Annotated in this window: 16 protein-coding genes; 13 read left to right on the top strand and 3 right to left on the bottom strand. The window is 66.4% G+C overall.

From position 1 onward, the window contains the following. Positions 1–4: 4 nt before the first annotated feature. The 11 genes from GGQ61_RS10850 to GGQ61_RS10900 all read left to right on the top strand — a co-directional run bounded on the left by GGQ61_RS10850 (position 5) and on the right by GGQ61_RS10900 (position 15,718). A complete protein-coding gene (locus GGQ61_RS10850; RefSeq protein WP_183772333.1) occupies positions 5–3,247 on the top strand; it encodes an efflux RND transporter permease subunit in 3,243 nt (1,080 codons plus the stop codon). A 68-nt stretch (positions 3,248–3,315) separates the two neighbouring features. After that, positions 3,316–4,614, top strand: a complete 1,299-nt coding sequence (locus GGQ61_RS10855; protein WP_343056117.1) for a sodium:proton exchanger — start codon at positions 3,316–3,318, stop codon at positions 4,612–4,614. 94 nt (positions 4,615–4,708) lie between these two features. Beyond that, entirely contained in the window at positions 4,709–5,047 is a 339-nt protein-coding gene (locus GGQ61_RS10860; RefSeq protein WP_183772335.1) for a hypothetical protein, read from the top strand. Then, positions 5,044–5,502 (top strand): DUF411 domain-containing protein, encoded by a 459-nt coding sequence (locus GGQ61_RS10865; protein ID WP_183772337.1) that lies wholly within the window; start codon positions 5,044–5,046, stop codon positions 5,500–5,502. Before GGQ61_RS10860 ends, GGQ61_RS10865 begins: the two co-directional genes overlap by 4 nt. 12 nt (positions 5,503–5,514) lie before the next feature. After that, a complete protein-coding gene (locus tag GGQ61_RS10870) occupies positions 5,515–5,865 on the top strand; it encodes a DUF190 domain-containing protein (RefSeq protein ID WP_183772340.1) in 351 nt (116 codons plus the stop codon). A 138-nt stretch (positions 5,866–6,003) separates the two neighbouring features. Continuing rightward, positions 6,004–6,702 (top strand): M23 family metallopeptidase, encoded by a 699-nt coding sequence (locus GGQ61_RS10875; RefSeq protein ID WP_343056118.1) that lies wholly within the window; start codon positions 6,004–6,006, stop codon positions 6,700–6,702. A 296-nt stretch (positions 6,703–6,998) separates the two neighbouring features. Further along, positions 6,999–7,352 (top strand): hypothetical protein, encoded by a 354-nt coding sequence (locus GGQ61_RS10880; RefSeq protein WP_183772342.1) that lies wholly within the window; start codon positions 6,999–7,001, stop codon positions 7,350–7,352. A gap of 51 nt (positions 7,353–7,403) precedes the next feature. Continuing rightward, entirely contained in the window at positions 7,404–8,660 is a 1,257-nt protein-coding gene (locus GGQ61_RS10885; protein ID WP_183772344.1) for a TolC family protein, read from the top strand. Next, positions 8,657–9,901 carry an efflux RND transporter periplasmic adaptor subunit gene (locus GGQ61_RS10890; RefSeq protein ID WP_183772346.1) on the top strand — a complete coding sequence of 415 codons (1,245 nt, stop codon included), beginning with the start codon at positions 8,657–8,659 and terminating at the stop codon, positions 9,899–9,901. Before GGQ61_RS10885 ends, GGQ61_RS10890 begins: the two co-directional genes overlap by 4 nt. Positions 9,902–9,910: 9 nt before the next feature. Next, positions 9,911–13,132 (top strand): efflux RND transporter permease subunit, encoded by a 3,222-nt coding sequence (locus GGQ61_RS10895; RefSeq protein WP_183772348.1) that lies wholly within the window; start codon positions 9,911–9,913, stop codon positions 13,130–13,132. 99 nt (positions 13,133–13,231) lie between these two features. Further along, positions 13,232–15,718, top strand: coding sequence for a heavy metal translocating P-type ATPase (locus GGQ61_RS10900; RefSeq protein ID WP_183772350.1), 2,487 nt, complete (start codon positions 13,232–13,234; stop codon positions 15,716–15,718). Positions 15,719–15,737: 19 nt separating this feature from the next. Here GGQ61_RS10900 and GGQ61_RS10905 read toward each other — a convergent pair whose 3' ends face one another. Continuing rightward, positions 15,738–16,256 carry a rhodanese family protein gene (locus GGQ61_RS10905; protein ID WP_183772352.1) on the bottom strand — a complete coding sequence of 173 codons (519 nt, stop codon included), beginning with the start codon at positions 16,254–16,256 and terminating at the stop codon, positions 15,738–15,740. Continuing rightward, entirely contained in the window at positions 16,222–16,593 is a 372-nt protein-coding gene (locus GGQ61_RS10910; protein WP_183772354.1) for an ArsR/SmtB family transcription factor, read from the bottom strand. Before GGQ61_RS10910 ends, GGQ61_RS10905 begins: the two co-directional genes overlap by 35 nt. A gap of 66 nt (positions 16,594–16,659) precedes the next feature. Between GGQ61_RS10910 and GGQ61_RS10915 the strand changes: the two genes are divergently transcribed. Further along, on the top strand, positions 16,660–17,511 hold the full coding sequence (locus tag GGQ61_RS10915; RefSeq protein ID WP_183772356.1) for an MBL fold metallo-hydrolase: 852 nt from the start codon (positions 16,660–16,662) through the stop codon (positions 17,509–17,511). 66 nt (positions 17,512–17,577) lie between these two features. Next, positions 17,578–17,754: a hypothetical protein gene (locus GGQ61_RS10920; protein ID WP_183772358.1), complete on the top strand. Its 177-nt coding sequence runs from the start codon at positions 17,578–17,580 to the stop codon at positions 17,752–17,754. Positions 17,755–17,780: 26 nt separating this feature from the next. On the opposite strand, the gene GGQ61_RS10925 is transcribed toward GGQ61_RS10920, so the two are convergent. Beyond that, positions 17,781–18,446: a class I SAM-dependent methyltransferase gene (locus tag GGQ61_RS10925; protein ID WP_183772360.1), complete on the bottom strand. Its 666-nt coding sequence runs from the start codon at positions 18,444–18,446 to the stop codon at positions 17,781–17,783. Between the last annotated feature and the right edge of the window lie 120 nt (positions 18,447–18,566).

An 18,566-nucleotide genomic window follows, 5' to 3' on the forward strand; every position in this document is an offset into this window, starting at 1 on the left:
CGAAATGATCGGTCGAATTCTATCCATGTCGGTGAGGGGGCGTTGGTACGTGCTCTTCCTGACTCTCATCATCGCCATCTACGGCGGTTGGCAGCTCACCAAGCTGCCCATCGACGCCGTGCCCGACATCACGAACAAGCAGGTTCAAATCAATACGGTCGCCGGTGCGCTCTCGCCGGTAGAAATCGAAAAGCGCGTCACCTTCCCCGTTGAAACGGCGCTCGCGGGCATCCCGGGTCTGGAGACCACTCGCTCCATCTCCCGCAACGGCTTCAGCCAAGTCACGGCGATCTTCTCGGAGAGCACGGACCTCTATTTCGCCCGCCAGCAAGTCGCCGAGCGTTTGACCCAGGCTCGCGACACCCTGCCGGCGTCCGTGCAGCCGCAGATCGGGCCGGTCACGACCGGGCTCGGCGAGGTCTTCATGTATTCCGTGGAGTTCGCCAATCCTGACGGGAAGGGCGCCAAGGTTCGCGACGGCAGCCCAGGCTGGCAAAGCGACGGCTCCTACCTGACCGCCGAAGGCGAGCGGCTGACCGACAGCGTCGCGCGAGCCGCCTATCTTCGGACCGTGCAGGACTGGGTGATCAGACCGCAGCTGCGCAGCGTCAAGGGCGTCGCCGGTATCGACTCCATCGGTGGGTTCGAGAAGCAGTACGTGGTCGAGCCCGACCCATCGAAACTCGCAGCCTATGGCGTCTCCTACACCGAGCTCGCCAAGGCGCTGGAGGCCTCTAACCTCTCGGTGGGCGCCAATTTCATCCAGCGAGCCGGTGAGGCTTACCTCGTGCGCGCCGACGCCCGGGTCCGCACCCTCGACGAAATCCAGAACGCGGTGATCGCGACCCGCGGCACGGTCCCGGTCGCCGTCAAGGACGTCGCCACGGTCCGCGTGGGCGGTGATCTGCGCACCGGAGCGGCCACCAAGAAGGGTGAGGAAGTCGTCGTCGGCACGGCCTTGATGTTGATTGGCGAGAACAGTCGTTCGGTGGCCAAGGCCGTTGGCGAGAAGCTCGACGATGTCCGCAAGTCGCTGCCGCCTGGCGTCGTGGTCAACACGACTCTCGATCGCTCGGTGCTGGTCAACGCGACCATCGCCACCGTGGAGCGTAACCTGACCGAGGGGGCGATCCTCGTTGCGGCGACCCTTTTCCTCCTGCTCGGCAACGTGCGAGCGGCGCTCATCGCAGTGCTGATCATCCCGCTGTCATTCCTGATGATGGCGATCGGCATGAACAAGCTGAACGTGCCGGGCAACCTGATGAGCCTTGGCGCGCTCGACTTCGGCCTCATCGTAGATGGCACCGTGATCATCATTGAGAACTGCCTTTTGAGGCTGGCCGAGCGCCAGCATCGGGAAGGCCGGCTGCTACTACTCCCCGAACGCCTCGAGACGGTTTTGCACGCCTCCCAGGAGATGATCCGGCCGACGGTCTACGGCCAGGCGATCATCTTCCTGGTGTTCGCGCCGCTGCTCACCTTCACGGGAGTCGAGGGCAAGACGTTCTCCCCCATGGCCATCACGATCATGCTGGCCCTCGGCGCGGCGTTCATTCTGTCCCTGACCTTCGTCCCGGCGATGGTCGCCATCCTTATGCGAGGCAAGGTCTCGGAGAAGGAGGTGAGGATCATCGCCTACTCCAAGCGCCACTACGATCCGGTGCTCAAGCGCGCGATCGCTCGGCCATGGCCCTTCATCGGCGCCGGCGTGGCCCTCTTCCTGGTCGCGGGCGGCGTCTACACCACGCTCGGCCAGGAGTTCATTCCGCAGCTCGACGAGAAGAACCTCGCGATGGGGTCGTTGAAGATCCCGTCCACATCCCTTGAGCAATCCAAGAGCATGCAACAGCTGGTGGAACGCGCCGTCACCTCCTTGCCGGAGGTGGAGATGATGTTCTCCAAGACTGGCACCGCCGAGGTCGCTACCGACCCGATGCCGCCAAACCAGTCGGACGGTTTCATCATCCTCAAGCCGCAGAAGGAGTGGCCTGAAGGCGTCAAGACGAAGGCGCAAGTTGTCGAGCGGATCGAGGCCAAGGTCGCGCCTCTGCTGGGCAACAGCTACGAGGTCAGTCAGCCGATCCAGATGCGCTTCAACGAGCTCATCGCGGGGGTTCGGGGCGACGTCGCCATCAAGCTCTATGGAGACGACCTCGACAAGATGGGCCTCGCGGCGGCGAAGATTGGCGCCGCGCTGGAGAGCATCCAGGGGGCCGACGGAGTTCGCATCGAGCAAACCGCCGGCGCGCCCACCCTGGATGTTCGGTTCGACCGGCCCGCGATCGCCAGGTTTGGCCTGACTGTCGAAGAGGTCGCCGAGACCGTGGCCGCCGCCCTAGGCGGTCGCCAGGCGGGGGACGTCTTCGAAGGCGACAAGCGCTTCGACATCACTGTCCGTGTGCCAATGGCGAACCGCAACGACCTGGAAGCGATTGGTGCGCTGCCTGTGATGCTGCCGTCCGCCAATGGCGGCATGCAGCGTTCGGTGCCGCTGCGTGAGTTGGTGCAGTTCCGGTTCGCCGACGGTCTGAACCAAGTCAGCCGCGAAGACGGCAAGCGGCGTGTCGTGATCCAAGTCAACGTCCGCGACCGCGATATCGGTTCCTTTGTCAACGAAGCTCGAACCAAGGTCGAGGCCGTGGCCCTGCCTCCCGGCTCTTGGATCACGTGGGGCGGCCAATTCGAGAACCTCAAGGCCGCGACGGCTCGTCTCGGGCTTGTCGTCCCGATCTGCTTCATCATGATCTTCGTGATCCTCTACATGGCCCTGGGCGGCCTGGCGCCAGCCGCGTCGGTCTTTGCGGCTATTCCGCTCGGATTGTCGGGCGGGGTGTTCGCCCTGGCGCTCACCGGGATCACCTTTTCGATTTCGGCGGCTGTGGGCTTCATCGTCCTAGCTGGGGTCGCGGTGCTGAACGGCCTGGTGGTGATGTCGTCGATCCGGCAGCGGCTCGACGAGGGCATGCCGGTCTCCGAGGCGATTTATGAGGGCGCCGCTGAGCGCTTTCGGCCTGTCCTAATGACCGGCTTGGTGCCGGCCATCGGCTTCATCCCGATGGCGCTCGCTACCGGGACCGGCGCTGAGGTGCAGAAGCCCCTGGCCATGGTGGTCATCGGCGGCCTGATCACCGCCACCGCGGTCACCCTGGTGGTGCTTCCCGCCATCTCTCAACTGATCCTCCGCCTGGGCCGACGCCGAGCCGACCCCGCGGAGAGCCCGGCGGCGCTCACCCCCATAGCGCCGTGACTGGGGGCGCCGGCGTGGCCCACCTCCGCGCCGGCGCCAACCAGGCCCGATCATCGGAAGGAGTTCGCGTGACCCGTTCCAAAGTTCAGCCTCGCCAATTGTGGATTCCAGTAGCCATCGCCGTGGCCGCAATGCTCCCGGCCGTGGCGCTCCGCATTGAGGGCTGGCGACCAAACGCTGTGCTCGACATGGCGGTGTTTGGCGCGGCGATCCTAGCGGCGGGCTTCCTGCTGTCTTGGGGCGCGGAGGCGGCCGAGAAATACATCTCACAGGGCCTGATCCTGGCCGCGGTCGCCCTTGTCACGGTCTTGCCGGAGTACGCAGTCGACATCTACTACGCCTTTCAGGCGGGGCGGGCGCCGGACGAGGGATATGTCGCCTTCGCCGCGGCCAATATGACCGGCGCCAACCGATTGCTGATCGGCCTCGCATGGCCGGCCATGGTGCTCCTGCACTGGTGGCGGAGTCGCCAGCAGAGCATTCAGCTGGCGCGTGCCAACGCCGTGGAGATCATCGCGCTGGCGGTCTCCAGCGCCTATGCCTTCCTGATTGTTTGGAAGAACACGATCAGCGCGTGGGACTCGCTCGTGCTGATCGGCGTGTTCGGAGCCTACCTCTGGCGTGTCAGCCGCGTCCCCAAGGCGGCGGATGAGGACGAGGAGGACGAGCCGGGCCCTGGCGCCGTGATCGCTCAGATGCGGCCGGCTCTGCGCTGGCCAGTGATGATCGGCATGACCGCCATTGCTGCAGGAGTCATCCTCGCCGTCGCCGAACCATTCGCAGAGTCGATGATTGATGGCGGGCGCGCGCTCGGGATCGATCAGTTCCTACTCATCCAATGGCTTGCTCCGATCACCAGCGAGGCTCCCGCTGTCGTAATCGCAGTGCTGTTCGTCCTCGCAGGCCGCGCGGCCGCAGGCCTGGTCGCGATGATCAGCGACAAGATCAATCAGTGGACCCTGCTGGTGGGCATGCTGCCACTGGCCATGAGCCTTGGCGCCGGCAGGCTGATGGCGATGCCGCTGGACGCGCGCCAGCACGAGGAGTTCTTCCTCACGGCCGCGCAATCCCTCTTCGGGCTCGCCTTGCTGCTCCGGGGGCGGCTCTCCCTGCCGGGCGCTGTCGCGCTGCTTGTCCTGTTCGTGGCGCAACTGGCAGTCGCCTTCACTCTGCGGGGCGACGCATCCCGCGACATCGCTGCGCTCACCCTGGTCGCGTGGGGCTACCTGGCTCTGGCCGCCGGAGCCATGGCGCTCAACGGTCGCTCAATCCTGAAACTCGTTCGGACGGCTGCGTCGCTGAACACGGCCGACGACCCGGCGATCACCGCCCCCCCAGCCAGGAGGTCGTCCGATGCGACGCACTGACCGCCTTCAGGGGCGCTGGACCGCCGCGCTAGTCCTGGTCCTCGGTTTTTGGCTGGCCGGCTGCCCAAGCGTCGCGGCGCCGCCTACGACCCTCGTGCTCGAACAGGTCGCCGGCCGAACATGGCGCGCGGACGCACGCGGCCTCGCCATCGAGATCCGCCAGGAGACAGACGGCCGCCTGACGATTGCCTTCCTGGGCGCGGGGGGCGAACCCGTCGCTCCACCGCCCGCCAATGCGATCACTCTGTCGGCTACGGACGGCGTTCGCGCTCACTTCGAGCCCATCGGACTGAACTGGCGCTCGCGCGATATCGCAGGGGCGCCCGCCGACGGCGATCGCTTGAGCATCGTGGAGGCCGACCATCGACACGACTTCCAGCTGAATGTGCATCCCGCGGACGCTCAGCCGCCTCTTGGAGTCTCTCGGCGATGACCGGCTTCTCCAGACGCAGCGCGCTGGCCGTCTTGGCGCTCGGCGTTACCGGCGCTGGGTTGGCGTTCCCAGCCGCAGCGGCAAGCGGACAGGTGTTTCGTTCCCCCTCCTGCACCTGCTGCGGGGCTTGGATCGACCACATGGCTCGGGCCGGGTATCGCCTGGAAAGCGTCGTTTCCGATGACCTCGTTGCCGTCCGCCGAAGCCTCGGGGCGCCAGATGCGCTGGACGCTTGTCAGACGGCCATATTCTCCGGCTTCGCCATTGAAGGCCACGTGCCGCCGAGCGACGTCAACAGCCTGCTCGCGAGGCGACCGACCAGAGCCGTCGGGTTGGCCGTGCCAGTGATGCCCCTCGGCTCTCCTGGAATGGAAACGCCCAACGACGACCGCGAGGCGTACGCCACGCTCGTGATCCTGCCTGCTGGCCGGACCCGCACCTTCGCCCAACACTAGAGGAGACCCCTAATGCAGATTCCTGGTCAAGCGGTCCTGCTCCGCATCTACACTGACGAGAACGCGCTCAGCGGCGCGGAATCGCTCATCAGCGTCATCGTCAAACGTGCGCGGGCGGCTCGCCTTGCGGGCGCCACGGTGCTCCGTGGCCGGATGGGCTTTGGCGAATCCGCGCGGCTCCACGAGGTCCGCCCCTTTGACCTCAGCGACAACCTGCCTGTGGTGGTCGAGATCGTCGATGAGGAGTTCCGACTGCGGTCGTTCCTCGCCACCCTCGCTGACCTCACTGACATCGGGCTCGTGACCTTCGAGAAGGTCGAGGTGCTGCGCTATGGCGGCCACCGCGCTGAGCCGCGGACCTGAAGGAGGGACGCCATCCCTGAAGCGCTAGGGCTCGTTCCCCGGCGCTGCTTGCAGGCATGGCCTGGGATGCGGCCTCGATCGTGACGCCGAGGGGGCGTCGTTTTTACCCAACTTGCCTTGGACGAAGGAGAATTCAGCGTGACCACCACGTTCGATCATGCGGAAGCCTTGCGGCGGTTGGAGCGCCGCTTGGAGCGGCTCCGTCGTGCGACGCCTTGGGCAATCATCGTCGTCGGACTCGCGCTTGGCCTGGCCATTGGACGGAACGCAGGCGCAGTGACGACGCCATCGCGGTCGACATTTCCTGTCGTTGCGGCTCTTCCACCTATGTCCGCGACGGGTGGGCTCGACCTCGACGCCGATGGCCGCTTGGACGTGGCGGCTCCCGTGGACAGCAATCTACGCGGAACCGATGCGTTTGGCTCTGGGGCGTTCGGCGCGGCCCGCGATGGCGGCCGCCGTCAGCATCGTGGCGTGGATTTGGTGGCCGCTCCCGGGACGCCGGTCCGCGCACCCATTTCCGGCCGGGTGACCCGCGTTGGCGCGGCCTACAGCGACAGCGCCGCACTGACATATGTTGAGATCGCCAACCCTGCGACACGCTACGTAGCGCGTGTCCTCTATGTCGGCTCCCAAGTCACACCGGGGACAACGGTCGCCGCGGGCGACCTGATCGGCCGGGCGCAAGATCTTGCCGTGCGCTACGGCGCAGGCATGACCAATCATGTCCACTTGGAACTCACTGGACGCAGCGGCGGACGGCTGAATCCTCTGGTGATCCTGCCGAGCATGACGGGTGAACGAAGCAGCGCTACGGCAAGGGGCGTAGTGTTGTGACGAGTGAAAGGAGGGATGGCCGTGACAGACGCCCGTCGTTGTGGGCGGTGCTTCTGTTCATCGTATCGATGACATTCACCGCGAGCATGGCCTGGCTGGCCTTCAACTAGTCGGGAGCAGTCGGCTCGCGAAGGCCGCACGAGGGCGGCTTGGTCACCGTCCCGCATCTTCGCCTAGCTTGGCAGATCATCGTCCACACCCCTGCCACGTACCGAGCGGGAGCACATTCAAACTGTGCCTCAACGTGATCTTATAACGCATTCCCACGGCGCAGGCCCGCGTCTATAGGGCGACCAATGGCGCTTCTACGCACATGGTGGCGGACACTCGGCGGCCTGATGGTCGTCGCCTTCGCCATGGCGTTTGTGGCGGGGTCGGCGATCGACGCCGTCGCCTGCCAGGACGAAGGCAGCCCGGTCGGCGTAGCTGGCGATCTGCACTATGTCCTCGTCGCTGACGACTCCGAACCCGATCCGATCCACAGCGCAGTCGAAACCTGCGCCCACGGCCATTGCCACCACCTAGGGCTGGGCTTCGCCCAGGGCCAGGACGTCAGTGCGCGCCGCTCTTCGGAGCCGCACAGCTGGGCGCTCGCACGCCTGCATCCCGACTTCGACCCTTCCAGCCTAGAACGTCCGCCTCGCGCGTGATGACCCGGCGCCTCCCCGCGCCTTCCGTCATCACAATCGAGAAGGATTATCGTGTCTTATCATCGAGGGCCGCTGCTTGCGGCCGCGTCAGGGCTGGCGGCCCTGGGGCTCTTTGTCGGCGCGCCCGCCGCTGAGCCTGTTCCGCCGTTCGCCGAACTCGTGGCGCAAGCTGATGCAACCGCGCCGCGCCTTGCCGAAGCCCGCGCCGCGGTCTCCCGGGCCGAAGGCCTGGCGCTGCAGGCCAGCGCCTTTCCAAACCCAACGATCGGTATCGATCGGGAGAACTTTTCCGGCACCGGGCCATACAGTGGGTCCGGCGTCGCCGAGACCACGGCGACCCTAGGCCAGACCCTGGAGCTCGGCGGCAAGCGGGCCGCCCGCATCGGGGTCGGGCGGGCCGAACTGGACGCCGCCCGGAGGCGCGAAGCGCAGGCGCGTACCGATTTCCGGTTCGATTTGGCCCTCGCCTACGCCGAAGCCGAAGCTAGCGACCGGCGCCTCATCCTCGCTGAGGACACGTTGGCGGCCGCCAAGCAGGATGCCGCCATTGCGCGAGCCTTCGTGCAGGCGGGGCGGGAGCCGGAATTGCGTCGGCTCCAGGCCGAGGCGTCCTTGCAGAGCGCGCTCGCTGCGCTCGACGAGGCGCAAGCGGCACGGGCGACGGCGTTCTCGAACCTGACCGCCCTAGCCGGTGCAGCCACACCGTTCACTTCGATCCCCACAAGCCTGCTCGACCAGGGCGCCTCATTTTTTGGGCGGCGGTCGCTGGATCCGGAGCACAGCGTTGCGATCTTGGTCGCCGAGGCCGAGCGCGAGGCAGCGCAGCGGCGGGTGACGTTGGAGCGCCGCCAGGCTGTTCCAGATCTATCCGTCTCGGTCGGCGTACGGCGCTTCTCTGAGTCAGATTCGACCGCATTGGTCGCTGGGGTCTCAGCGCCGCTTCCGCTCTTTGACCGGAACAAGGGCAATATCCGTGCGGCTCGGGCCGACGTGAACGCGGCCGAGGCAAGGCTCAACGCTGCACGTCTGGACGCCGCCGCCGCCGTACGTTCGGGGACGGCCCGGATCGCCGCAGCCGAAGCCCGACTTTCGGCCGCCCTTGAGGGCGAAAGAGTCGCCCAGGAAGCCTACCGGCTGACCCGCATCGGCTACGAAGCCGGCAAGATCGATCTCGCCGAGCTTCTCAACACCCGCCGCGCTCTGACGGACGCGCGGGCCCAATCCATCGCTGCCGCCGTAGAGCGGATCGGCGCCCAGGCCGCCCTTGTCCGATTGACGGGCGTCGCCGAGACCGGAGTACCCCAATGACCAAAGACAAGCAGCGCCTCTTTGGCGCGGTGGCTGCGGCCGCTGTAATCGCTGGCGGCGCGGGCTTTGGCCTGTCCGCCTTGCTCAATCGCAACGACGCCCCCGCGGCGGCGAAGACCTCTGACAGCCATGGGGAGGAAGGCGAGGCCGGGCACGCTGAGGATGGCAAAGCCGGAGAAGCCGGTCACGCTGAAGAGGGTGGTCACGCCGAAGGCGGCGCCGAGAAGGATGAAGAGGGCGTCGTCGCCCTGACGCCGGACCAGTTGCAGGCAGCTGGCATCAAAATCGTGGCGGTCGGCCAGGGTGGTGGTGGCGAGACGCGGCTCTCGGGCCGGGTGGAGCCCGTCATCGATGCGCGGGCCAGTGTCGGCGCTGCCGTCGCCGGTCGCATCGAGCAGGTCCTTGTGGCTCCCGGTCAGTCGGTGCGCGCCGGGCAACCATTGATCGTTCTGGTCAGCGGCGACGCCGCGACCTATCGCGCTGAAGCCGATGCGGCGGTTGCTGCGGCAGACGCCGCCCGCCGCGCTTACGACCGTGACCGGAGCCTTGGCGAACAGGGCGTGGTCGCGCGGCAAGAGGTGGAAACCTCCCGTGCTCAAGCGATGAGCGCGGAGGCCAGTGCTCGAGCTGCGCGTGCGCGGTCGGCCGCGGCCGGCGGCCCCAATGCATCTGGCCGGACCAGCGTGACTTCGCCGATCTCCGGCGTTGTTTCCAGCGTCGCGGTGGGGCCGGGCGGCTTCGTCGCCCAGGGCGGCGTTGTCGCTGAGGTCACCAACCCTGCGCGCGTGGAGTTGGTGTTCAATGCGCCGCCCGCCATCGCGACGGGTTTGCGCGCTGGTGCGCCCATTCGTGTCCACGGTCCTGCCGGCGAGTTTGACGCTGTGGTGACCGGGGTCGCCGCCGCCGCCAACGCCTCAACCGGCGCGACCGTGGTCCGCGCACGGCCAAGCGGGGGCGCAGCGCCCCCTGTCGGATCACCGGTAACCGCGGCCGTCGTCACCGGCGGTGCGACTGGGGGCGTCACGGTGCCGTCCGAGGCCGTGCAGACGGTCGAGGGTGGAAGCGTCGTCTTCCTCCAAACTGCTGGGGGCTTCAGGGCTGTGCCCGTCCTCACCGGTCGCCAGGCGGGCGGCCGAACCGAGATTCTGCGAGGGCTGAACGGGTCCGAACGGATCGCCGGCGCCAACGCCTTCCTGCTGAAAGCCGAGCTCGCCAAGGGCCAGGCCGAGCACGGGCACTAGGGGGCGCGCATGTTCAAACTTCTCATAGAAGCATCCGTTCGCTTTCGATGGTTCGTGGTGCTGGCGGTGGCGCTGGTCTGCGCCGTCGGCCTCTTCGAACTCACCCGGCTGCCGATCGACGCCGTGCCGGATATCACGAACCGTCAGGTGCAAATCACCACGGTCGCTCCTGCTCTGGCGCCTGAGCAGATCGAGCGCCAGGTAACCTATCCACTTGAGACGGCGTTGGCCGGCATCCCGGGACTTACCAGCACCCGGTCGCTGTCGCGCAACGGCTTCAGCCAGATCACTGCGATCTTCACCGACCAGACCGATATCTACTTCGCCCGACAGCAGGTGGCTGAGCGGTTAGCCCAGGCGCGGGAGCGTATGCCCGAAGGGGTGGAGCCTGCACTGTCGCCGATCACCACGGGGTTGGGCGAGGTCCTCATGTGGACCGTCGACTACGAGCCCTACAGCCAGAAGACGCTGGCTAAGCCAGGGCAACCGGGCTGGCAGGAGGAGGGCGTCTATCTCACTCCCGAGGGAGAACGCCTGACCACTCCGCAGCAGCGGGCGACCTATCTTCGCACGGTTCAGGACTGGATCATCGCGCCGCAGATGCGCACGACCACGGGGCTGGCGGGGGTCGATACGGTCGGCGGCTACGTCAAGGAGTTCGCGGTCAGGCCAGACGTCGCCAAGCTCGCCGGCTACGGACTGAGTCTGAACGATCTCGTCCTGGCTCTCGATCGAGCCAACATCCAATCGGGCGCCGGCTACATTCAGCGTGCCGGGGAAGCCTTGGTGGTGCGTACCGACGCCCTCGCGGCCACGGCGGAGGACCTTGCCCAAGCGCCGGTGACCAACCGCAGCGGCCTGGTCGTTCGCGTGGCGGATGTCGCTACGGTCGAGGCGGGCCAAGCGCCTAGGCTGGGCGGGGCAAGCCGAGACGGGCATGAGGCCGTGCTGGGCACGGCTCTGATGATCGCGGGCGGCAATAGCCGCACGGTGGCGCAGGCGGCCGCCGAGCGTCTTTCGGTGGTCGACGACTCCCTGCCGCCCAGCATCGTCGCCGTACCGGTGTTGAACCGCAGTGAGCTGGTCAACTCGACCATCGCTACAGTGGCGCGCAATCTTACCGAGGGCGCGCTCCTGGTGATCGTGATCCTCTTCCTGCTGCTGGGGAACATCCGCGCCGCGATCATCACCTCCTTGATGATCCCGCTCTCATTCCTGTTCGCCGTCATCGGCATGAACCGGTTCGGCATCAGCGGAAACCTGATGAGCCTGGGCGCCCTCGATTTCGGCCTAATGGTCGATGGCGGCGTCGTGGTGATCGAGAACACGCTGCTGATGCTGACCAAGCGCCGTGCTGAGCTTGGACGCCTTCTGACCCGTCACGAGCGTCTGGATGTCGCCATCCAGTCGGCCCGGCAAATGGTCAAGCCGGCCGCATTCGGACAGCTGATCATTCTTCTGGTCTTCGCCCCGCTGCTCACCCTTGAGGGGGTCGAAGGCAAGACCTTCCAGCCGATGGGCGCGACGGTGATGCTCGCCCTCGTGGGCGCCTTCATCTTCTCGTTCACCTTCGTGCCGGCCATGACGGCGCTGCTCGTCCGCGATCCCAAGACGGTCCACACCGGTCCGGATGGAGAGGTCGAGGAACACGAGACCAAGATCCTGCGTTTCGCGCGCCGGTTCATCCAGCCTGCCATCGTGGCGGCGGTCGCTCGGCCAAAGGTGGTCCTGATCTCGGCGATCACCGCCCTTGTGTTGGGGGCGGTGTCCTTCACTGTCCTTGGCCGAGAATTCATTCCAACCCTCGATGAGGGCGATATCGCCATGCAGGCTCTGCGGGTGCCGTCGGCTTCACTCGAACAGTCCCTGGCCATGCAGATGGCGCTGGAGAAGGTCATCAAAGCCCAGCCGGAGGTGGAGACGATGTTCTCGCGCACCGGCACGGCCGAGGCCGCAGTCGACCCGATGCCGCCCAATATCTCCGACAGCGTCATCGTCTTGAAGGACCGCAAGGACTGGCCCGACCCGAAGCTGCCGAAGGAGGAGCTCATTGCTCGGTTCGAGAAGGTGGCTTCTGGACAGATCGGCAACAACTTCGAGTTCAGCCAGCCCATTGAACTGCGCTTCAATGAACTGATCTCCGGGGTTCGAACCGACCTTGCGGTGATGGTCTACGGCGACGACTTCGCCACTCTGCAGCGTGTCAGCGACCAAATCGCCGGCGTCCTGCGCGAGACGTCCGGATCGGCGGACGTCCGGGTCGAGCAGGCGTCAGGCCTGCCGACCCTGACAATCACCGTCGATCGCTTTGCCGCCGCCAACTACGGGCTGTCGGCAGCCGATATCAGTGAGGCGGTCTCTGCGGGGATCGGCGGAGCAGAGGCCGGGCGAATCTTTGAAGGCGATCGCCGCTTCGATGTGGTGGTGCGCCTTCCAGAAGACGCGCGCAACGACCCGGCGGCGTTGGCCGCTCTCCCGATTAGCGGGCCGAACGGCACAGTCGTTCCGCTGTCGTCAGTCGCCCGCATCCAGACCGGAGAGGGACCAAACCAAATCAGTCGCCAGAATGGCAGTCGTCGCATGGTGGTCCAGGCCAACGTTCGCGGTCGCGATCTCGGAGGCTTCGTCACCGATGCCCAGGAAAGGGTGGCCAAGGTCGACCTTCCGGCCGGGGTGTATCTCGACTGGGGCGGCCAATTCGAGAACCTGCAGCGCGCCGAGCAGCGGCTCTCGCTCGTCATTCCGATTGTTTTCGTGCTGATCGGGATCCTGCTCTTCATGGCCTTGGGCTCGTTTGCTGAAGCTGGTCTGGTGTTCGCCTGCGTTCCCTTGGCCCTCGTCGGAGGGGCGCTCGCTCTACTGTTGCGCGGCATGCCGTTCTCGGTGTCCGCAGCCGTCGGCTTCATCGCCGTCTCAGGGGTCGCGACGCTGAACGGGCTCGTGCTCATGCAGTCGATCCGGGAGCGGCTCGACGGCGGCCTAGACCCGCGTACAGCGGCGATCGAAGGTGCATCGAGCCGCCTACGAGCAGTGCTCACGACTGCGCTGGTGGCGATCGTTGGCTTCATCCCGATGGCGATCGCCAGCGGGGCAGGGGCCGAAGTGCAAAAGCCGCTGGCGACTGTGGTCATCGGCGGGCTGCTGACGGCGACGGCGCTGACCCTCCTGGTGCTGCCGACCTTCGCGGCCCAGGCGGTTAGGCACCGCAAGAGTGAAGGGATCGAAGACTAGCTCGATCCCGGCGTTCAACGGCAGGCGGCGGGAAGCCGTCGCCTGCTTCGTCCAACCAGTCTCGAGGCCGCACGTTCTGGCCTCATCAAGAGGTTCGGCATGATCCAGACGCTTCAACTCGACATCCCGCTGATCTTGCCGGAGGTGCACGACAGTTCGGACGCTTGCGTCAGGCGGCTTACCGACGAGATTGCAGGGCGGCCTGGCGTCACCAAGGCCCATGTGGTGGACGGCGCTGAGGCCAAGGAGCCTCACCTCTGCGTCCACTATGATCCCGCTGTCATCTCGCTATCGCGGCTACGAGAACTCGTCACCGCATCGGGCGCGGCGATCACAGAACGCTTTGGTCACGCTGTCTGGCAGGTTCAGGGCATCCAGCATGAGCGCCGCGCGCGGACGATCACAGAGCGTCTTGCCGCAACTCCTGGCGTGCTTGAGGCCGACGCCAGCGCCGCGGGTCTCGTCCGGATCGAGTTCGATCGGACTTTCGTATCGCAGGAAGAGGTACTGAAGGTCCTCGCTGGGCTTGGTGTGACGCCTGTCACGAAGGCCCCGGCGAGAGAGGCGAAGGCTCACGATGAGCACGGAAAGCCGGGCCATGTTCACAAGGAAGGTGAGGATCACGGGCACGCTCATGGCGGCCCGCTCGGGGCCAATAGCGAACTGATCTTTTCGCTGCTTTGCGGGGGGCTGCTGGCGACGGGCTTCCTGATCGAAAAGCTGGTCCCCGCCGCGCCGGCCTGGTTGCCGACCGCGCTTTATGTAGGGGCCTACGGCTTCGGGGGTTTCTTCACGCTCCGCGAAGCCTTCGACAACCTTCGCCTTAAGCGCTTTGAAATCGACACCCTGATGCTCGTTGCGGCCGCAGGTGCTGCGGCGCTGGGGGCGTGGGCTGAGGGGGCGCTGCTGCTGTTCCTCTTCAGTCTAGGCCATGCGCTCGAGCACTACGCCATGGGGCGCGCCAAGCGCGCGATCGAAGCATTGGCCGAACTTGCGCCACGCACCGCGACCGTCCGACGCCAGGGCGGAACAACCGAAGTGGGGGTCGAGGACCTCGTGCTTGGGGATGTGGTGATTGTCCGCCCGAACGAGCGCCTGCCCGCCGATGGATTTGTGGTGAAAGGCGCGTCCAGCATCAACCAGGCCCCGGTTACCGGCGAGAGCATGCCGGTCGACAAGCGCCCGGTCGAGAATCCGTCTCTGGCTCGCGCTAGGCCCGATGGCGTCGACGCTACGTCTCGGGTGTTCGCCGGCACTATAAACGGGGCCGGCGCGATTGAGGTGGAGGTCACGCGCCTCTCCACCGATTCCGCCTTGGCCAAGGTCGTACGCTTGGTTAGCGAGGCCGAGACCCGAAAGTCTCCGACGCAGAGGTTCACCGACAAGTTCGAGCGGATCTTCGTGCCCGTCGTCCTGGTGCTGGCGTTCGTGTTGCTCTTTGCATGGGTCGTCGTCGACGAGCCCTTCTCGGACAGTTTCTATCGCGCCATGGCGGTGCTCGTCGCCGCAAGTCCCTGCGCGCTGGCTATCGCTACGCCCAGCGCCGTGCTCTCTGGCGTCGCAAGAGCGGCCAAGGGCGGCGTTCTCATCAAAGGCGGCGCGCCGCTGGAGGATCTGGGCTCACTGCGGTCCATCGCTTTTGACAAGACCGGGACGCTCACTGAAGGGCGGCCGCGGATCACGGACGTCATCGCCGCGCCCGCGGTGGATGATGAAGAACTTCTGCGTGTCGCGGTCGCGGTCGAGATGCTCAGCGATCATCCGCTTGCCGAAGCGATCGCCCGCGACGGCCGTGAACGGCTCGGGGCAGCGGGCAAGGCCATCGGTGCGGCTAGCGAACTGAACAACCTCATCGGACGCGGCGTCGTCGCCCGGCTGGACGGCGAAACCGTTTGGATCGGCAAGGCCGAGATGTTCGGCGTGGATGGCGTGCCGCCGCTTGGCGCTGAGTCCGCGCAGGCCATTGCTCGCCTTCGTGACCAAGGTCGCACGACCATGGCGGTGCGCAAGGGGGACCGCGACCTGGGCGTCATCGGCCTGATGGACACTCCCCGAGAGGCTGCGCGCGAAGCCTTGGCTGCGCTGCGGCGGCTCGGCATCACCCGCATGCTGATGATCTCTGGGGACCACAGCAAGGTCGCCGAGGCGATCGCCAAGGATGTCGGCTTGGACGAGGCTTGGGGTGATCTCATGCCAGAGGACAAGGTCGAGGCCATCCGCAAACTCCGGGCGGAGGACAAGGTCGCGATGGTCGGCGACGGTGTGAACGACGCGCCGGCTATGGCCAACGCGACGGTCGGCATCGCCATGGGCGCTGCGGGCTCGGACGTTGCGCTTGAGACTGCCGACGTCGCTTTAATGGCGGACGACCTGCGTCACCTGCCTTTCGCCGTCGGGCTTAGCCGCCGAACCCGATCAGTCATTCGGCAGAACGTCTTCATCAGTCTGGGGGTGGTCGCGGTCCTCGTGCCGGCGACGATCCTGGGGCTTGGCATCGGACCGGCCGTGGCGATGCACGAAGGCTCCACACTGGTCGTCGTCTTCAACGCGTTGCGGCTGCTGGCCTACAGCGATCGGGGGGCCTGATAACAGCTCCGCCTACTTCCTAGAGCAAGCGGCGGTTCCAAGGCGCGAAGGCCAGCAGGCGAGCCATGCCGCAGAAGCCGGTGGCGCCCGCGAGCGTCAGTCCCGCGCCGACGAAGGCCGCGACGGCGAAAAAGCCGGGATGCACCAGCAGGCCGAGCAACACGCCCAGCAGCACCAGCGAACCGGCGCCGATCTGGACCTGGCGCATCATCTCTAAACGCGCACGCCGGTCCTGCTCGATCGGCAAGCCCGCCTTGATCCAGCCATCCAGTCCGCCCTGAAGGACAAAGGCTTCGCCGGTCACGCCCGCGGCTAGGCGGTCGCCGTCGGCGTCGGTGCGCATGCCCGTGCGGCAGGTGAAGATCACTTGGCGGCCAGCTGGGGCTACGCCAGGCGCCGTGAGTGGTCGGGACAGTGCGCCCTTCACACGGGTGCGGGCGAATTCGTCGGGCTCGCGGATGTCCACCAGTATGGCCTGGCCGGCGTTCAGGCGGGCTGCGGCGTCAATCGGCGTCAGGGGCGTCAGCTTGGCGGTCATGGCTCTTCCTCGTGTCCGGGGGACAGAAGATCTCGGCGAGTGTCGTCACCACCCGCACCGCGGCGGGATTGGCAATCCGGTACCAGATGGTCTGGCCGTCGCGGCGCGTGGCCACGATCGCCTCCTCGCGAAGCACCGCCAGGTGCTGCGAAAGGGCCGACTGCGAAAGGCCGACCCGAGGAAGTAAGTCCCCGACCGACAGCTCGCCGTCCCCCAGTTGGCAGAGGACCATCAGCCGACGCTCGTTGGCCAGCGCGCGAAGGAGCTTGGCGGCTTCCCCGGCGCTGGCCTCGAAACGGGTGATGTCGAAGTTCGCGAGATCGAACATGGTCGCCATATATGCGAAGTTGCTAAATTAGCAATAGCTAATATATAGAGAGCCGAAAGCCAGGAGGCTCCGACCATGATCCTTAGCGTAGAGGGCTTCTTCGATGAGGCCACACACACGATCTCCTATCTGATCTCTGACCCGGCAACGAAGGCTGCGGCGATCATCGACCCTGTGCTCGACTTCGACCCCAAGGTCGCGCGCGTTTCGACCGCCTCCGCGGACGCCTTGCTAGCCGCCGTCCAGGCTCGGGGACTGCAACTGCATTGGATCCTGGAAACCCACGCCCACGCCGACCACCTCTCCGGCGCCGACTACCTGCGCGCCAAGACCGGGGCAAAGGTCGTCATCGGGGCCGATATCCAGGCCGTGCAGAAGAGCTTCGGCGAGCTGTTCGAGGCTGAGGCCGACGGTCGGGTCTTCGACCGGCTGGTTCGGGAGGGCGAGACCCTACCGCTCGGTGACCTCCGGATCAGCGTCCTGCACACCCCCGGCCACACCCCGGCCTGTGTGACCTATCACGTGGGCGACGCGATCTTCGTCGGCGACACCCTGTTCATGCCCGACTACGGCACCGCCAGGGCCGACTTCCCCGGTGGCGACGCTGCGACCCTGTACCGGTCGATCCGCAAGATCCTGGCCCTGCCGCCTGAGACCCGCGTCTTCGTCGGTCACGACTATCTGCCCGCCGGCCGCGACACCGTCGTCTGGGAAACCACTGTGGCGGCCCAGCGCCGGGATAACGTCCACGTCCGTGAGGGTGTCAGCGAGGCCGAGTTCGTGTCGATGCGCGAGGCGCGCGACGCCACACTGGCGGCGCCGACTTTGATCCTGCCATCCCTTCAGGTGAATATCCGCGCCGGCGCTCTGCCCGCCCCGTCGTCCGAAGGCCGGGTGTTCCTCAAGTTGCCGGTGAATGCGCTGTAGCCCCGGCCGCCCTCAGTCCGCCATCGCCGGTGTCTAGCGTTGACTCTCTATCAAGGAGGCCAACGCATGAGGCTGTTGCCGATCGCGCTGTTCGGGGTGTTGGTTTTGACCGGGTGCGCCACGAAGCCACGGGAGACCTTCGCCGAGCCGAAGGCCGCGGGTCAGCCTGCGAGCGCGGCGGACTACGGCGTTGACATTCCGACCCGCGACGTCGCGGTTGAGCCCAAGCTAGGCGCGCCGTAGGAACACCCGCCCGCTGAGGCTGGTCGCTAGCGCGACGGGGCCGTCGCACAATAGAGCGAGATAGACCCCGTTGGGGTCGGCACGATGCGCGTCTCCTCGATGTCCGCCAGGCCCGCCGCCGACATCAGACCCGGCAGGACGCCGTCAGCGTTCGGCTGGGTGTGAGCGAAACCATCGAGCATCTGCACCTGTCGGAACAGCAGGCGCATCAGCGGGGTACGCTGATGACCGTAGTCGGCGATCACGACCCGGCCGCCGGGCTTCAGCGCCGTCCGCATGGCCTCCAGGATCGCGCGTTTCACCTCAAGGGAGCACTGGTGGAGCACGAGGCTGGATACGACCTTGTCGACAGTCCCTTCCGGCGTGACCTCGCCGAGGGCGTCGCCGAAGCCTTCCCGCCACTCAACAGCCAGCCCGGCCTCGTCTGCCTTCTGTTTGGCGAGCGCCAGGACGTTCGGATCAGGATCGACGCCGATGATCCGCGCCTCGGGGCAGGCGGCCTTGAGCATGAGCGCGAAGGTGCCCGTCCCGCATCCGACATCGAGAATGATCTCATGTTCGCGCGGAGCGACCAGCTTCAGCAGCGCCGCCCGCCAGCGTCGTTCACGCGTCATGAGGGCGATGGCCCTGTCGTAGGTCTGGGTCAACTCATGGCGGCCAAGGGCCGGAGTGAAGTCGCGCGTGTTGGTCATGACAGTTCCCGTTGTGGGGAACGCTCTAGGCGGAATCGACATTCAGCGCAGCCAGATCATGGTGGCGGCGAGGTGTACGAAGCCTAGGAAGTGGATGGCCCTGCGGTCGTAGCGGGTGGC

Source organism: Phenylobacterium haematophilum, from assembly GCF_014196295.1.
Classification (GTDB): Bacteria; Pseudomonadota; Alphaproteobacteria; order Caulobacterales; family Caulobacteraceae; genus Phenylobacterium; species Phenylobacterium haematophilum.

Coding starts and splice junctions, on each gene's coding strand:
- GGQ61_RS10850 (WP_183772333.1), top strand. CDS start 5: ATGATCGGTCGAATTCTATCCATGTCGGTGAGGGGGCGTTGGTACGTG.
- GGQ61_RS10865 (WP_183772337.1), top strand. CDS start 5,044: ATGACCGGCTTCTCCAGACGCAGCGCGCTGGCCGTCTTGGCGCTCGGC.
- GGQ61_RS10870 (WP_183772340.1), top strand. CDS start 5,515: ATGCAGATTCCTGGTCAAGCGGTCCTGCTCCGCATCTACACTGACGAG.
- GGQ61_RS10880 (WP_183772342.1), top strand. CDS start 6,999: ATGGCGCTTCTACGCACATGGTGGCGGACACTCGGCGGCCTGATGGTC.
- GGQ61_RS10890 (WP_183772346.1), top strand. CDS start 8,657: ATGACCAAAGACAAGCAGCGCCTCTTTGGCGCGGTGGCTGCGGCCGCT.
- GGQ61_RS10895 (WP_183772348.1), top strand. CDS start 9,911: ATGTTCAAACTTCTCATAGAAGCATCCGTTCGCTTTCGATGGTTCGTG.
- GGQ61_RS10900 (WP_183772350.1), top strand. CDS start 13,232: ATGATCCAGACGCTTCAACTCGACATCCCGCTGATCTTGCCGGAGGTG.
- GGQ61_RS10905 (WP_183772352.1), bottom strand. CDS start 16,256: ATGACCGCCAAGCTGACGCCCCTGACGCCGATTGACGCCGCAGCCCGC.
- GGQ61_RS10910 (WP_183772354.1), bottom strand. CDS start 16,593: ATGGCGACCATGTTCGATCTCGCGAACTTCGACATCACCCGTTTCGAG.
- GGQ61_RS10915 (WP_183772356.1), top strand. CDS start 16,660: ATGATCCTTAGCGTAGAGGGCTTCTTCGATGAGGCCACACACACGATC.
- GGQ61_RS10920 (WP_183772358.1), top strand. CDS start 17,578: ATGAGGCTGTTGCCGATCGCGCTGTTCGGGGTGTTGGTTTTGACCGGG.
- GGQ61_RS10925 (WP_183772360.1), bottom strand. CDS start 18,446: ATGACCAACACGCGCGACTTCACTCCGGCCCTTGGCCGCCATGAGTTG.